The organism is Paenibacillus sp. NRS-1782 (assembly GCF_050467685.1).
GTDB lineage: Bacteria > Bacillota > Bacilli > Paenibacillales > Paenibacillaceae > Paenibacillus > Paenibacillus terrae_A.
Map to the genome: position 1 here is coordinate 69,643 of NZ_JBITPH010000058.1, position 15,935 is coordinate 85,577.

The window sequence follows — 15,935 nt, forward strand, 5'->3', positions numbered from 1 at the left end:
TTTTGTTTAGCTGATCACACTGGATAGGAGTGAAAAAATGACTAACTTGCGAAAAACGCCGCTGTATTCCTCCTACGGCACGCTGCCGGGGGTTCGTTGCATTGATTTTGGCGGCTGGGAGCTGCCTGTACAGTTCAGTGGCATTCAAAAGGAGCATGAGGCCGTCCGACAACGTGCGGGAATGTTCGATGTATCGCATATGGGTGAATTCTTGGTCGAAGGCCAGGAAGCCGAAGCATTTCTGCAACAGGTGACGACGAACGATGTCAGTCAGTTGGAGCCAGGTCAGGCCCAATACTCTCTCCTGTGTTACCCGGATGGAGGTGTAGTAGACGACCTGCTTGTTTACTGTAAAGGGTCGGAGCGTTACATGCTCGTTGTGAATGCCTCCAATATCGACAAGGATTGGGATTGGCTGCTTCGCCATGCTCCTGCATCCGTTCATCTGGAAAACGTATCAGATGCGTTAGCACTGCTGGCGTTGCAAGGACCTGAAGCTGCTCGTATTACCGCAGCCGTGACAGACGTGGACATTACGAATCTGGCATCCTTCCGATTCCGTGAGGATGTGCAATTGTTCGGGGCAAAAGCGCTCGTCTCCCGCACCGGGTACACGGGTGAAGACGGTTTTGAATTTTATGTGCCCGCTGTGGATGCACCGGCAGTGTGGGACGGATTGCTTCGCATCGGTGAGCCGCATGGTCTGGTTCCCGCCGGACTTGGGGCCAGGGATACGCTGCGCTTCGAGGCACGGCTGCCGCTGTACGGACAGGAGTTGTCCGCTACCATTTCCCCACTGGAAGCTGGTTTAGGCTTCTTCGTCAAGCTGAATAAGGGGGGTTTTATCGGGAGAGAGGCCCTGCAACGTCAGAAAGAACAAGGTATTCCACGCAAGCTGATCGGACTGGAAATGCTCGACCGCGGCATCCCACGTGCCCATTATCCCGTTTTTGCGGAAGGACAGCACATTGGCGAGGTCACAACGGGAACCCAGTCGCCCACCTTAAAGCGTAATCTGGGTTTGGCTCTAGTGGACAGTCGTTTCAGTTCCCTATCCACACCGTTGGAGGTCGAGATTCGTGGCAAGCGCCTGCGCGCCGAGGTGGTAGCAGCGCCCTTTTATAAACGTCCACGCTGATTTAATACTATAACTATCGTGATCCATTACTAACGCTGCCCCGTTCGCAATCGTTTATTAATCATTTGTTAATCGTTCTACGTTTTTACGATTTTGTTGGTTGAAAGGAGCCAGACCCAATGAAACAGCATCGCTATCTTCCCATGACTGAACAGGATCAAGCCGAAATGCTACGCGCGGTCGGCGCATCGTCTATCGACGATTTATTCAGCGATATTCCTGAGGCGATCCGGTATAAGGGGGAGCTGCCCCTGTCTTCTCGGTTAGACGAAAGAGCCTTAACCCGCCACTTATCAGGACTGGCCGGGCAAAATGCCAATACAGACACGCACGCCAGCTTTCTCGGCGCAGGGATTTACGATCATCATATTCCATCCGTTATCCAGCATATCACTTCACGCTCGGAATTTTATACGGCCTACACTCCCTATCAACCGGAGGTAAGCCAGGGCGAGCTGCAAGCCATCTTCGAATTCCAATCGTATATATGCGAATTAACAGGCATGGCTGTAGCCAATGCCAGTATGTATGATGGAGCGACTGCGCTGGCAGAAGCAGGCTCATTGGCCGCCGCTGCCACCCGCCGCAAGCAGCTCATCGTATCGCGGACCGTCCATCCAGAGGCACGCCAGGTGCTAGCCGCCTATGCGCGCGGGCTGGATTTGGATATCGTGGAAATCGGCTGTGCAGATGGTGTAACCGACATGAAAGCATTAGCGACAGCCATATCGGAACAGACGGCGGCTGTTTTGGTCCAAAGCCCTAATTTTTTCGGGGCCGTAGAAAATCTGAAGCCGATGGCTGACCTGATCCATGCGCACAAGGGTCTTATGGTCGTCAGCGCCAATCCGCTGGCGTTAGGCCTGCTGGAAGCACCCGACAAGCAGGGTGCGGATATTGTCGTAGGAGACGCGCAGCCGCTTGGCATCTCCTCCTCCCTCGGCGGCCCGACCTGCGGCTACTTTGCCGTTTCTCAGGCTCATATGCGCCGTATCCCCGGCCGTATTGTGGGCCAGACCACAGACCGTAACGGCAAACGTGGCTTCGTGCTGACCTTGCAGGCACGGGAACAGCATATCCGCCGGGAAAAGGCCACCTCTAATATATGCTCCAATCAGGCACTGCTCGCTTTATCTGCCTCAGTGTATTTGTCCGTCATGGGTAGACAGGGCATCGCGGAAGTAGCCGCGCTAAACCTGCACAAAAGCCGCTACGCATTGGAGCAATTACTTGGATTGAAGGGCATAACCGCCTCCTTTACCGCACCCACCTTTAACGAGTTTGCCCTGCGGTTACCTGAGAGTACGGATATAAATAAACTGCAAGCCGAATTGCTTGCCGCCGGATTTATCGGCGGCTACGATTTGGGCCAGAATTATGAGGAATATGCGGGTCACATCCTGATTGCCGTGACAGAGCAACGAACAAAGGAAGAGATCGATCAATTCGTACACATCTTGGGGGGATTGCTATGACGCATACTACAGGACAAGATCAGGCGCTCATTTTGGAATTGAGCAGACCCGGCCGTATCGCCTATTCACTGCCTGAATGCGATGTTCCCCGGCGTCCGGTGGCAGAGCTTTTGCCGGATTATGCGCAGCGCAGCGAGCCTGCGGCATTGCCCGAGGTATACGAAGTAGACGTTATTCGACATTATACAGCACTGTCACGGCGTAATTTTGGCGTGGACAACGGATTTTATCCCCTCGGCTCCTGTACGATGAAATACAACCCCAAGGTGAACGAGGATGTCGCCCGTTATGCAGGCTTCGCCAAAATCCATCCGTACCAGCTGGAGGACAGCATCCAGGGCGCCATGGCGCTGCTCCATACGCTTCAAAACGATCTGGCCGCGTTAACCGGCATGGATGCCGTCACCCTTCAGCCCGCCGCGGGCGCCCATGGCGAATGGACCGGGCTAATGATGATCCGCTCCTACCACGAAGCGCGTGGTGAGCGGCGTACCAAGGTGCTCGTGCCGGATTCCTCGCACGGAACGAACCCCGCCAGCGCCACTGTGGCAGGCTTCGAAACGGTCACCCTCCCCTCCACACCGCAGGGGCTGGTGGATCTGGACGCGCTGCGTCAAGCCGTAGGCAACGACACCGCTGCGCTTATGCTGACCAACCCGAACACGCTCGGGCTGTTCGAGAAGCAAATCGCTGACATTGCCGCGATTGTGCATGAAGCGGGTGGCCTGCTCTACTATGACGGCGCGAACTCCAACGCCATTATGGGGATCACCCGCCCCGGGGATATGGGCTTTGACGTGGTGCATCTCAATTTGCACAAAACGATGAGTACCCCACATGGCGGAGGCGGGCCTGGCGCGGGACCTGTCGGGGTAAAGCAGCGGCTCATTCCGTATTTGCCCAAGCCGCTTGTTGTGCGTGATCCACAGGGAATGTACCATTGGGACCTAGAACAGGGAGATTCTATCGGACGGGTCAAAGCCTTTTACGGCAATTTCGGCATTCTCGTCCGTGCCTATGCCTATATCCGCAGCTATGGTCCTGACGGCTTGAAGCGGGTATCCGAATGTGCCGTACTTAATGCCAATTATATGATGCATCGGCTGGCTCCGTATTTTGACATCCCTTATCCGGGATATTGCAAGCACGAATTTGTGATGTCCGGGCGCGCCTTAAAGAAATTCGGAGTGCGTACACTTGATGTTGCCAAGCGATTGCTCGATTTCGGCTACCATCCGCCTACGATTTATTTCCCGCTGAATGTAGAGGAATGTATCATGATCGAGCCGACAGAAACGGAAAGCAAGGAGACGCTTGATGCCTTCATTGACACCATGATCCAAATTGCGCGGGAAGCGGAGGAAACGCCTGAATTGGTGCTGAATGCTCCATATACCACTCCAGTCACGCGACTGGACGAAGCAACTGCAGCTCGCAAGCCAATATTGAATTGCTCATGCAGCTAAAAGCAAACTCCAATTTTGGGCATACAAAAAAGCCGGTATCTGTTAGATACCGGCCGCTGTATGTAGACAGCCATTTTTGTTGGAAAAAGATATACCTTGAAAAGGTGATACCCTTCCTTAGCCTTCAATGCTTTGAACCAATTCAACAACCTGCTCGGCTGTTTGCATGTCCAAAGCTTTTGCAGCCAGTTTCTCCATGTCCGCGCGGGACAATTTCGAAATTTGACTGCGTGCTGGCAGAATGGAAGTGGCACTCATGCTGAACTCATCGAGTCCCAGACCCAACAGCAATGGAATTGCTGTTGTATCCCCTGCCATTTCACCGCACATACCAACCCAGCGTCCTTCACGGTGAGCGGCATCAATAACCATTTTCACTAGACGCAGAATGGATGGGTTATATGGTTGATACAAATAAGATACCCGTTCGTTCATGCGATCCGCTGCCATCGTGTACTGAATCAGATCGTTCGTACCGATACTGAAGAAATCAACTTCTTTTGCGAATTGGTCAGCCAATACCGCTGTAGAAGGAATTTCTACCATGATGCCCAACTGAATTTCTTCAGATACGGCTACACCCTCGGCTACCAGCTTTTCCTTTTCCTCCAGCAACACAGCTTTGGATTCACGGAATTCATTCAGCGTAGCAATCATCGGGAACATGATCCGCAGGTTACCATGTACACTTGCCCGCAGCAAAGCACGCAATTGAGTACGGAAAATATCCTGACGATCCAGACACAGACGAATAGCACGGAATCCGAGGAACGGATTCATTTCTTTCGGCAGATCCAGATAAGGAAGCTCTTTGTCGCCACCGATGTCCAACGTGCGGACTACAACCGGTTTGCCTTCCATTCTTTCCAGAACGGTTTTGTATGCTGTGTACTGTACTTCTTCGGATGGAAGCTTATCGCGTCCCATGTACAAGAATTCAGTACGATACAAGCCGACTCCTTCGCCACCATTATCCAGTACACCAGCTACATCGTTAGGCGTACCGATATTAGCTGCCAGCTCGACGTGCACACCATCGACGGAAACCGTAGCTTCGCCGCGCAGCTTGCGCCACTCTTCGCGTTGCTTGTCGTATGCCACCTGTTTTGCTTGGTATTCCGCAACGATCTCTTCGGAAGGGTTCACAAATACGTGACCGTCCAGACCGTCGACGATAATCAAATCGCCGCTTTTAGCTTGGGACAATATATTTTTCGTTCCTACAACCGCAGGAATTTCAAGTGAACGAGCCATAATAGCCGAGTGCGAAGTACGTCCGCCGATGTTGGTTGCAAAGCCTTTAACAAATTCGCGATTCAGCTGAGCCGTGTCGGAAGGTGTCAAATCCTCTGCAAGTACAATCGTTTCTTCGGCAATTTCTGCAGGACTGACAAAATGAACACCAAGCAGGTGATTCAGGATCCGCTTGGTTACATCCCGCATGTCCGATGCGCGTTCTTGTAAATAAGCACTTTTCATGTTTTCGAACATGGAAATAAACTGTGAAGCTACTTCGTTCAGAGCATAGTCAGCATTAAGCTGCTCGTCTCTGATCTTGGCTTTAACTGGATCGATCAGTTCAGGATCATTCAGAATCAACAGGTGAGAAGCAAAAATTCCTGCTTTTTTCTCGCCCAGTTCCTGTAAAGTTTTTTCCTTAATCGCTTCCAATTCGCTTTGAGATTCTACTAAAGCCGCATTCAATCTTGCAATTTCAGCTTCAGCATCACCAACCGCGCGTCTCTCTACAGCGTAATTCGGATGCTCCAAGATAAACGCCCGGGCAATAGCGATGCCTGCCGAAGCGGCAATCCCGGAAATTTTAAGCATGAACTTCGCCCAGCCCTTCGTTAACTATTACATTTTCAAGAGCTTTCAGTGCGTCAGCAGCTTCAGCGCCTTCACAGATAATGTTGAGGGTATCACCTTGTTCCAGACCAAGAGACAATACACCCAGAATGGATTTCAGAGTTACTTTTTTACCGTTAGCTTCGGCAAAAGATTCAGCACCGCTGAATTTGTTAGCTGTATTTACCAGCGCAGTTGCAGGACGTGCATGGATACCGTCTTCATCTGTAATTCTAAAAGTTGTTTGCATAATTGTTCCTCCCACTTTCCTAATGGATAATATTTATTTACACGCAGTATACGTGTAGTGAAACCGGGTCGATGTGAGGCGACCTGAGCCGCCTCATCACGATTCCGAAACACATAGAGTTTATTTTATCGTAATTATACCATCTTCGCCAGCCTTCAATACTCCAGTTTTGTTTAAAGTTACCGAAGAGCCTTCTGGGAGGTTGGTAAAAATGACGGGTGAGATGATGGATTTTGCATTAAGCTTCACGTATTCCAGGTCTACTTTCATAATAGGCTGACCGGCTGACACAAGATCGCCTTCGTTCACCAAAACGTCAAATCCTTGACCTTTAAGCTTTACTGTGTTTACCCCGATATGAACAAGCACTTCCTTACCGCCATCAGATTGGATACCAATGGCATGCTTGCTTGGGAATACATTGAATACTTTACCATATACAGGTGACACAATCGTTCCATCATTTGGCACGACAGCAAAGCCGTCTCCTGTCATACGTTCTGCAAATACCTGATCGGGAACAGTCGAAATATCAACCAATTCTCCGTTAACAGGCATCACGATATCTTCAACAATGATGGTCTGTTTTTCTTCACCAGCTTCCTTCTCTTCTTGCGGAGCAGGTTGAGCCGGGTCCGGAACAAGTGTGCGTCCCGCCATAATATCAGCCATTTGCGTTTTAATCGTGTCGGAACGTGTACCGAAAATGGCTTGTACGTTGTTGCCGACTTCGAGTACACCCGCTGCGCCAAGCTGTTTGAGGCGAGCCTTGTCAACGTTGGACTTCTCGTTAACTTCAATACGAAGACGTGTGATACAAGCATCCAAATGCTTGATATTGGACGCCCCGCCGAAAGCTGCCAAAATATTGCCTGGAAGCTCGTCTGTGGTACCGACTGCGGCTCCTTCAACATTTTCTGTGGCTTCTTCACGCCCTGGTGTTTTCAGGTTAAACTTCCGTATGATGAATCGGAATCCGAAGTAGTAAATAACCGCCAAAATCAGACCGACGATGATGACGTACCACCAAGACGTACGATTCGGAATAATCCCGAAGATCAGGAAGTCGATAAATCCACCGGAGAAGGTCATACCTATTTTAACATTCAAAATTTGCATGGTCATAAACGACAGCCCTGCAAACACAGCATGCACCGCGAACAGCAGTGGAGCTACGAACAGGAAGGAAAATTCCAGTGGCTCCGTGATCCCTGTCAAGAACGAGGTCAAAGCTGCTGAACCCATAATACCTGCTACATATTTTTTGTGTTCCGGTCTTGCTTCATGATACATTGCGAGCGCTGCGGCTGGCAAACCGAACATCATGAACGGGAATTTACCCACTTGGAATGTACTTGCTGTCAATGTAACTCCATCACGAAGCTGGTTAAAGAAGATTTGCTGGTCACCATGAATCGTTTGACCTGCCTTGTTCACATACTCGCCGAACTCAAACCAGAACGGTGAATACCAAATGTGATGCAAGCCGAAAGGAATAAGTGAGCGTTCAATGACTCCAAAAATGAAAGCGGCCAGTGTCGGATTGGAATCAACCATGAAGTGAGACACGACGTTCAATCCAGATTGTACGGGAGGCCATACAATAACCAGCAATAGTCCAATCAACAACGAAGATACTGCTGTTACAATCGGAACGAAGCGCTTACCCGCGAAAAAGCCCAGATACGAAGGAAGCTCGATTTTGAAAAATCGATTGTACATGGCTGCGGCCAGTATACCGATGATAATCCCACCGAACACCCCGGTTTGCAGCGTTGGAATTCCCAACACGTTCGCATAGCCCGGTATTTTTTGAGCAATCAGACCCGGTGTAACACCTACAGCTGTACCCAAAGTTATATTCATAACGAGATAACCGATGATAGCAGCCAAACCCGCTACGCCTTCACCGCCTGCCAGACCGACGGCTACGCCGACTGCAAACAACAGTGCCAGATTATCGAAAACAATTTGTCCGGCATTCATCATGATCGTCGCTACCGATTGAACCCAGCCCGCATTCAATGCCGGAATGTACTGGAGAAAATCGGGATTGACTAGCATGTTGCCGATTCCCAATAATAGTCCCGCAGCCGGCAAAATGGCTACAGGAAGCATTAAAGCTTTGCCGACACGCTGTAAAACGCCGAAAAGCTTTTTAAACATACGTTCCACTTCCTTCTCTGAAAATTAGAATACAGAGGCAAAACAACAAAAAAGGCATGAGCCGAATTAAGTATGTTTGAACACAACCTTGGGATATAGCTTACCCCGGTAGGCTGTAAACAATCATAACTTAAAACAACTCATGCCTGATCGAATCAGTAACACGTTAGATATTCATTTGTTGTCTTGCTCATTACGAAATTTATTATAGCATTCTGCCAAAAGTGAGGCAATACTTTTTTCGATTCTAGCTGTTCTAACGTTGCTCTCCCTACTCCTTGCGTTGGGACAACCGCTGTAGATGCATCGTCAAATAGCTAACCTCAGCCGGATATACGGATTTGCGAAGCCTTTTCTCCATAATCTTCGTGAGCTTCCAGGCTAACATATACATTTCCGGATACTCTTCATTCAAAAGCTTGTCCAATCGGTAAATCTCCTGCACAATTTCCCCCCGACGTACACGTTCAATCGCAAACCTCAGATGAGTCAGCAAACGTGAGTAATCCAGGGATTGGAGAGGAATGCGATAATCCAGCGTAGTCTCTACGACCTGTACCATATCAGCAATCAATCGGGAATCCTTCCTGACCTCGGAAATATGCTGATTCGTCATCGCACTGTAAATATGCAAAGCTACGAATCCGATTTCATCTTCTCCCAGATCCACACCCATCTTGTCCTTGATCAAAGAGACTGCCTGTTCAGCCATCTTGTATTCCTGAGGGTAAATTTCTCTCGTTTCATACAAAAACGGATTATGGATCGTAATGCCCTGTTTATGACGATTAATGGAAAAGGCGATGTGATCGGTTAAAGCAATCAATATGTGCTCATTCAGAGGCTTCTTCGCTTGAAGCTGAACATGGTGAAGCACCTCACCAATGACCTCAATAAGCTTTTCATCCAGCTCGGGAAGCAATCGCTTGTACTGCTCCTGCTCCTCATGGCTTTTTAATATAAATAATTTTTCAACTGAATCCAACGGTATAAGATCGCCGTTTTTGCGATTGAAACCGATTCCTTTTCCAATCACAACAACCTCGTCATGCTCGGGATGCATCCCGATAATCACATTGTTATTCAGCGCTTTCGCCACTTGTAGGCTGCTCACATCCGCACCTCTTTTTATCTGAACCTTGATCCTAAGAATTAGAGCATGAAGCTCAGAGGAATCCACGTTAAAGTACCAAATATTCCGCTAAAGGTCAATAAAAAGAAAACGCTTTTCATCACAATAGACGGGAAAAGCTGTGATGAAAAGCGTTCTTTCTGTTAAGGGGTATCTGCCCCTGAAAGCCCTGCGGCTATTCTTTATCCCGCGGCGCAGCCTCAACCGGGGCATGAATGTGCAGCCTATCCGTTTCACCGGAGGACGGTACGGAATGAAGGCCCTTTTTCCCCGTGGTCAGCCCCTTAATTAACTGCTCCACATCAATACCGGACACACTCTTGAGCATCTCTGGAGCCGTAGCCATTAGCTCTGTGACATAATTACTGACACGCGCTGCTCCTTCTCCCTTGCCTGTATCCACAACCGTTAATTTATCAATGGACGCAATCGGCTCGGCTATCCTTCCGGCCAGCTCAGGCAGCATTTTCACGATAATATCGAGTACGGCTGCCTCACCAAATTTCTGGAACGCCTCCGCCAGCTTTTCCTTGGCCTCGGCCTCCGCCAGACCACGTAAACGGATGACATCAGCATCCGCCGTACCTTTTGCGCGTTCCGCATCCGCTTCCGCTTGCCCATTCAGCCGTTTTTGTTCAGCTGACGCTTTAGCCTGTGTCTCAATCGAGTATTGCAGTGATTCTGCCTCACGCATTTTACGCGATTTATCCGCCTCCGCGGCTTGCTCTACCGCATACCGATCCGCTTCTGCCTTCTTCTTTACTTCCGCATCATATTGCTTTTCACGCACCTGAATTTCCTTGGTTTGAAGATCAATTTCCCGCTCCTTGCGCACCAGTTCGACCTTCATCTGCTCTTCGACAGCAGTCTGCTTGGCACGAGCCTCCTGAATGTGATAAGCCTGATCGGCTTCCGCCTTGGCTGTATCCTGCTCCTTTTTAAACGAAGCCACTTTCAGTTCCTTCTCCTTGGCTGCCTCGGCAATGTTTGTATCACGCAAAAGTTCAGCCTTCTGTCCCTCCTGTTCCGCACGCGCCTTTTGAATCCGGGCATCCCTTACCGCCTCAGCTTCGGCAATTTCTGCATCCCGTTTCACAGCGGCAATTCTCGGCTTACCGAGCGCATCCAGATATCCGTGCTTATCACGCACATCTTTAATCGTGAACGAGACAATTTGCAGCCCCATCTTTTTCAGATCGCGAGCCGCCACGCCCTGTACTTCCTGTGCAAACCGATCCCGATTACGGTATACTTCCTCCACCGTCATCGAGCCGAGGATCGCACGCAAATGGCCCTCCAGCACTTCCTGAGCCTCTCCCCTAAGGGCCTCCAGCGGCTTCCCGATGAACTGCTCCGCTGCTGTTGCTATATCCTCAATGGAGCTGCCTACCTTGATGATTGCCACACCGTCCGCTATCACGGGAACTCCTTGCTCCGTATACACTTCCGGTGTTGTTACATCCAGCTTGTGGGACAATAAAGAAATAAATTCGGACTGCTGAAAAATAGGCCATATAAAGGCGCCACCGCCGCGCACAATTTTGATTTTGCGACCGGAATCATCCTCGGAAATATTTTTATTTCCCAAAAATGAACCCGTCACGATCATCCCTTCATCCGGTCCTACCGTTTTGTAACGGGCCCAAAAAGCGATCCCTAATATGACGATAACGATGACGACAATCCCCGGAACCAACACAATATCCTGCAAACTTGACACTCCCGTTCACGCTCCCTTCAAGTTTAGCGAATGCGTCGTCTATGTGTCCAGATACGCTACGTGGACGACGCCCTCTGCGACCTCAACCACGACGATACGGGTTCCCGCAGCCAGCGGTTTGTGATCAAAGCTCGATGCTGTATGTATGGTGTTGCCTGCACCCAAGCGGATCATAACCTCCCCGTAACCAACCTCAGGTACCGGAACGGTGACCTCACCGATTTTGCCAGTCAGCTCACGCATCGAGAAGCCGCTGGATACCTCAGAGTTCGCTACTGGCTTGATAAACGCGAAAAACACGAGCACTCCAACCACAAACGCAATCGCAAGGGCAAGCAGAACAACCCGGCTCATGCTCAACCCGGTATATTTCGTCAGCAACACACCCGCCCCGCCAAAAGCGGTCATCGCTCCAAGTAAAACGACGGGTCTGAACCAATCAAGGCTAGGCATCTCCAATCCATCCAGCCAACCCCCGAGTACATCCCCGATCAACACACTGACCACGGTAAAGATAGCTCCCCCTGCCAATAACCACCAAAATATAGTTTCCATGCGGCTCCTCCTTCCATGTCCCTGTTCAGTCTGGTTTCCAGCCTATAACTATGTTTACGTATTCAACCTTAAAAAGTTTCAAAATTTTCCTCTAAAATTCCAAATCAAGCCCAAAAAAGCACGTCCATACGTCTAATGACGTACAAACGTGCTTGCAATTATCCAAGGACTACATGACTGGATTACAGAGATACTTTGTAAATTTCCAATACATCTTCGCGATTCAGCTTGTTAAAGCCACCAAAAGAACCGAATTTCACAGCTTTATCTGCCATAACGTCGATTTTGGAATCATCAATGTCGTAATCAGCCAGACGGCTTGGCGCACCAATCGAGTTCCAGAAATCACGCAACGCCTGAATACCTTCCAGCGCTACTTCTTCATCACTCTTGCCTTCCGGGTTTACATGGAACACATTCACAGCCAGCTGCTTGAAGCGTTCAGGCTTCACATGCAGATTATGCTTCATCCAGTTCGGGAACAAAATCGCCAGTCCTCCGCCATGTGGAATATCATAAACAGCAGACACCGCGTGCTCAATATTATGAGTTGCCCAGTCACCTGTCAGCCCCATGTTCAGGAAGCCGTTCAGCGCCATCGTACCACAGTACATCATCGTTTCACGCAGCTCGTAGTTTTCCAGATCGTTGACCAGGCCCGGAGCCGCATCCATAACTGTACGCAAAATCGTTTCACACCAGCCAAGCTGAACCGGAGTGTTAGATTCCAGATGGAAGTAATGCTCCAGCGTATGTGACATCATATCCACGATTCCGTACACCGTTTGATTTTGTGGCAGAGAATACGTGTTCACCGGATCAAGAATGGAAAACGCAGGGAACGCAAATACGCTGCCCCAGCCCAGTTTTTCCTGTGTTTCTTCGTTCGTAATGACAGAACCTGCGTTCATTTCCGAACCGGTAGCTGCCATTGTCAGAACTGTACCTAAAGGCAATGCTCCCTGTGGAGCCGCTTTACGCTCTGCAAAATCCCACATGTCGCCATCATATTTCGCCCCGACAGCAATCGCTTTGGAGCAATCCAGCACACTACCGCCGCCAACAGCCAGTACGAGGTCGATTTGATGTGTTTTACACAATTCCACGCCCTTATGTACGGTGGACAAGCGAGGATTGGGTTCTACACCAGCCAGTTCCGTTACCTCTGCTCCAATCTCTTGAAGCAGACTGATTACATTATCATACAAGCCGCTGCGCTTAATACTGCCGCCTCCATATACAAGCAGTACACGTTTACCGTATTTAGGAACTTCACGCTTGAGAGCCTCTAATTGCCCTTTACCGAAGATCAATTGAGTAGGATTATAAAATTCAAATGCTTTCATCGCAAACGTTCGCCTCCAATATTTTTTTAAAATTTATGGTTAAGAAACTACTCTATTATAACCTTCTCAGTTACAGGAAACAAATTTGCTTCTTTTCAGAAAAAAAACCACGCTCCTTAAAGAGCATGGTTCCATGTCATATCTTGGGAGGGTTCTCGCATAGTATTATGCGCTGTCTACATTTATTTTATTCCCCTGTTGTATAACCCAGTTGCTTTATAAAACGTCCAAACGCTTGCTGACCTTCCGAATCACGCTTGTACACTCCTGCATGCTCCAAAATTTCACTGAACTTCAGTCCAACTTCATTTTGTACCGTGCGAACAGCCATCTCCTTGTCAGACAGGCGACCGAATCGGGTGTTCAACTGGTAAATCCAGCTCGCATGCTTGTATAGCGGATGCCCTTCCTGCTGCATAGCTACAGCCAACTCGTCGTTACCGCATAAAATATCTGCAATACCATCCAGTTCATCCTTAAGCCGCCCCGGCAAAATCGCAAGTCCCATAACCTCGATCAGACCGATATTTTCCTTCTTGATATGATGCATCTCGCGATGAGGATGAAAAATACCTTCCGGGAACTCATCACTCGTCCGGTTGTTGCGCAGCACCAGATCCATCTGGTACCTTCCTTCCGCATCCCGGCGAACAATCGGTGTCACCGTATTATGCGGCACTGCTTCTCCGTCCTGCTCCGTATGAGAGAGAACATCGGCTGCGGGATCGCTGTAAGCCTTCCAGGCTTCAAAAACGGCATTCCCCGCCTCCAGCAACGCTTCGGCATCCGTTGATGTAAAGCGAATCACCGACATTGGCCAGTCCACAATCCCTGCTGTGACCTGCGGAAAGACTTCATTGCGGTACAAGAAGTCCACACCCGCTTTTTCAATCGGGAACGTATGACGTCCACCTTGAAAATGATCGTGAGTCAGAATAGATCCTCCGACAATCGGCAGATCAGCATTGGAACCGATAAAATAGTGCGGGAATGCTTTCGTAAATGCCAGCAGCCGCCGCAGCGTATCCTTGGTAAGCTTCATTGGCACATGATCGTGATGGAACACAATACAATGCTCGTTGTAGTACACATAGGGCGAATATTGAAAAAACCATGGTTCCCCGTTCAATTCCAACGGAATGATGCGCAGGTTTTGGCGAGACGGATGATTCACCCTTCCGGCATATCCAACGTTTTCACGGCATAATTGACATTTGGGATAAACTGGCGGCGGAAGAAGCTTCGCCATTGCGATTTCCTTCGGACTTTTCTCAGGCTTGGACAGATTAATTGTGATTTCCATATCTCCGTAAGGTGTCGGTTGATTCCAGTACACATTGCTGGCAATGCGGTCCATTCGGATGTAATTCGAGTCGATGGACAGTTGATAAAAAGCATCTGTCGCTGCCTCAATGCCTTGTTCGGCCTCTGTTTGGCGAAAGTCACGGATGACTTCAGACGGTCTTGCCATTAGCAGGCCCATGATTTTGGAATCCAGCAAATCACGGTACGTATCTGTGTTTTCCGATATAAGTCCAATCGCATACCCATAATCAATCAATACATTAAGCACAGGCTGGAGAATCTCGGGGGCTGTGATGCCCCCTGCCTCCTCCCCGGAATAAGGCTCCGAAAACCCGAACTGCTCCAGCAGCAGATTACGGCTGTAATCTGTATCTTGCAGACCGATCAATCCCCGGTTTTGTGCGAATGCAACCAGCTGCTCAATCGCATACAGAGCGGCTTGCTGTACAGTTTCATTGATGTCATGGGACTCATCCCCGGAATGCTCCCGGCCTTGACCTCTATCTGCGGATTGACTCTTACTCATCATGTCATCGTCTCCCGTCTATTCGTCGCCGTAGCCCTGAGGGTGCGACTGATGCCAGCCCCAAGCTCCGCTAATAATGTCCTCCAGTTGGGTACGCGCCGGACTCCAGCCCAGCACCGAACGTGCCTTTTCAGAAGAGGCAACCAATACTGCCGGATCACCCGAGCGCCTCGGCTCTGTAACGACCGGAATGTCGAGTCCAGTGACCTTGCGTGCCGTCTCGATCACTTCCTTCACCGAGAAGCCCTGTCCGTTGCCCAGATTAAACACGTTGCTATCATGGCCTTCGCGCAAATAATTCACTGCACGCACATGAGCATCTGCCAGATCGCTCACATGAATGTAATCCCGGATGCACGTTCCGTCAGGTGTAGCGTAGTCCTCACCAAACACCGCAATGTGCGGGCGCTGTTTCAGTGCAGTCTGGAGTACCAGCGGAATCAGATGGCTTTCCGGACGATGATCCTCACCGATTTTACCGCTCTCATGCGCACCGGCCGCATTAAAGTACCGCAGGGACACATATTTGATGCCCAATACTTTATCAAACCACGACATCATACGCTCCATCATCAGCTTTGTTTCACCATACACATTTGTTGGCTCCGTACGGTCGCCCTCTTCAATCGGCACCTTTTCCGGTTCACCATAGGTAGCCGCAGTGGAGGAAAATACGATCCTGCGTACACCGGCATCCTTCATGGCCTCCAGTAAGCTCAGCGTGCCGAATACGTTGTTGTCATAATATTTACCCGGATTTTGCATACTTTCCCCGACCAGCGAGTTGGCTGCAAAATGGATAACTGCGTCGATACTGTTTTCGGAAAACAGTCTGGACAGCAGTTCTTTATCCCTCAGATCACCTTCATACAGCTTGCCTCCGAGCAGTGCTGCCTTGTGCCCGGTCTGCAAATTGTCCAGCACCACAACTTCTTCTCCCCGATCCAACAGCTCTGCTACCGTATGTGAACCAATATATCCAGCTCCGCCTGTTACTAAAATAGCCAT

The 15,935-nt window shown here is 49.7% G+C and carries 12 protein-coding genes; 3 read left to right on the forward strand and 9 right to left on the reverse strand.

All coding sequences use genetic code 11. From position 1 onward, the window contains the following. The first annotated feature begins 37 nt into the window (after nucleotides 1-37). From gcvT to gcvPB, 3 genes are all read left to right on the forward strand, one after another. Complete coding sequence (gcvT, locus tag ACIFQM_RS21250) at nucleotides 38-1,138, forward strand: glycine cleavage system aminomethyltransferase GcvT (RefSeq protein WP_430066089.1); 1,101 nt, start codon at nucleotides 38-40, stop codon at nucleotides 1,136-1,138. A 119-nt stretch (nucleotides 1,139-1,257) separates the two neighbouring features. Beyond that, nucleotides 1,258-2,613, forward strand: coding sequence for an aminomethyl-transferring glycine dehydrogenase subunit GcvPA (gene gcvPA, locus ACIFQM_RS21255; RefSeq protein WP_430037571.1), 1,356 nt, complete (start codon nucleotides 1,258-1,260; stop codon nucleotides 2,611-2,613). Further along, a complete protein-coding gene (gcvPB, locus tag ACIFQM_RS21260; RefSeq protein ID WP_430066091.1) occupies nucleotides 2,610-4,079 on the forward strand; it encodes an aminomethyl-transferring glycine dehydrogenase subunit GcvPB in 1,470 nt (489 codons plus the stop codon). The genes gcvPA and gcvPB overlap by 4 nt, the downstream gene beginning before the upstream one ends. A gap of 117 nt (nucleotides 4,080-4,196) precedes the next feature. Here gcvPB and ptsP read toward each other — a convergent pair whose 3' ends face one another. From ptsP to galE, 9 genes are all read right to left on the reverse strand, one after another. Beyond that, a complete protein-coding gene (gene ptsP / locus ACIFQM_RS21265; RefSeq protein ID WP_430066093.1) occupies nucleotides 4,197-5,909 on the reverse strand; it encodes a phosphoenolpyruvate--protein phosphotransferase in 1,713 nt (570 codons plus the stop codon). After that, the gene (locus tag ACIFQM_RS21270) at nucleotides 5,902-6,177 is read right to left on the reverse strand and encodes an HPr family phosphocarrier protein (RefSeq protein WP_430037565.1); all 276 of its coding nucleotides are present in this window, start codon (nucleotides 6,175-6,177) and stop codon (nucleotides 5,902-5,904) included. The genes ptsP and ACIFQM_RS21270 overlap by 8 nt, the downstream gene beginning before the upstream one ends. Before the next feature lie 120 nt (nucleotides 6,178-6,297). Continuing rightward, complete coding sequence (ptsG, locus tag ACIFQM_RS21275) at nucleotides 6,298-8,343, reverse strand: glucose-specific PTS transporter subunit IIBC (RefSeq protein WP_430037563.1); 2,046 nt, start codon at nucleotides 8,341-8,343, stop codon at nucleotides 6,298-6,300. Between the two features lie 271 nt (nucleotides 8,344-8,614). Further along, the gene (gene glcT, locus ACIFQM_RS21280) at nucleotides 8,615-9,457 is read right to left on the reverse strand and encodes a glucose PTS transporter transcription antiterminator GlcT (RefSeq protein ID WP_430046580.1); all 843 of its coding nucleotides are present in this window, start codon (nucleotides 9,455-9,457) and stop codon (nucleotides 8,615-8,617) included. Between the two features lie 193 nt (nucleotides 9,458-9,650). Beyond that, the gene (locus ACIFQM_RS21285; RefSeq protein ID WP_430037615.1) at nucleotides 9,651-11,186 is read right to left on the reverse strand and encodes an SPFH domain-containing protein; all 1,536 of its coding nucleotides are present in this window, start codon (nucleotides 11,184-11,186) and stop codon (nucleotides 9,651-9,653) included. A gap of 48 nt (nucleotides 11,187-11,234) precedes the next feature. Next, nucleotides 11,235-11,750 (reverse strand): protease, encoded by a 516-nt coding sequence (locus ACIFQM_RS21290; RefSeq protein WP_430037558.1) that lies wholly within the window; start codon nucleotides 11,748-11,750, stop codon nucleotides 11,235-11,237. A 182-nt stretch (nucleotides 11,751-11,932) separates the two neighbouring features. Next, the gene (locus tag ACIFQM_RS21295) at nucleotides 11,933-13,096 is read right to left on the reverse strand and encodes an iron-containing alcohol dehydrogenase (protein ID WP_430037556.1); all 1,164 of its coding nucleotides are present in this window, start codon (nucleotides 13,094-13,096) and stop codon (nucleotides 11,933-11,935) included. Between the two features lie 187 nt (nucleotides 13,097-13,283). Beyond that, nucleotides 13,284-14,927, reverse strand: a complete 1,644-nt coding sequence (locus ACIFQM_RS21300; RefSeq protein WP_430037612.1) for a UDP-glucose--hexose-1-phosphate uridylyltransferase — start codon at nucleotides 14,925-14,927, stop codon at nucleotides 13,284-13,286. Between the two features lie 18 nt (nucleotides 14,928-14,945). Beyond that, the gene (galE, locus tag ACIFQM_RS21305) at nucleotides 14,946-15,935 is read right to left on the reverse strand and encodes a UDP-glucose 4-epimerase GalE (protein WP_137063992.1); all 990 of its coding nucleotides are present in this window, start codon (nucleotides 15,933-15,935) and stop codon (nucleotides 14,946-14,948) included.